Here is a 421-nt window from a genome sequence, read left to right on the forward strand (position 1 = left end):
TGGGGGTGGGGGTGGTGTTGGGGTGCGGGCCGGTGGGCTGGTGGTCGATGACGGGTGTCTCAGACATGCGCGCTGTCCCCCTCGTGCCCGTTGCCGGTGGTGTGCTGGCTGGTGATGGTGTGGGTGATGACGGTGGCGAGTTGTTCGGCCTTGAACGGCAGTCCGGTCACCTGGGTGTGGGACCGGGCATCCACCAGGTACTTCCCGCGTAGGAGCATGGCGAGCTGGCCGAGGTTCATCTCCGGCACGAGCACCTTCTCGTAAGCCCTCAGCACCTGGCCGAGGTTGGCGGGGAACGGGTTCAGGTGCCGCAGGTGGGCCTGGGCGACCTTCCCGCCCGCCCGGCGTACTCGTCGCACCGCTGCCGTGATCGGCCCGTACGTCGAGCCCCAGCCGATGACGAGGGTGGTGGCGTCATGGT

At 68.6% G+C, this 421-nt stretch carries 1 pseudogene; it reads right to left on the bottom strand.

Annotated elements, in window-relative coordinates:
* Window positions 1–59 precede the first annotated feature (59 nt).
* Window positions 60–421 (bottom strand): annotated as a pseudogene (locus K7472_RS32290) (2-oxoacid:acceptor oxidoreductase subunit alpha); the annotation flags it as partial.

The organism is Streptantibioticus parmotrematis (assembly GCF_019890615.1).
Classification (GTDB): Bacteria; Actinomycetota; Actinomycetes; order Streptomycetales; family Streptomycetaceae; genus Streptantibioticus_D; species Streptantibioticus_D parmotrematis.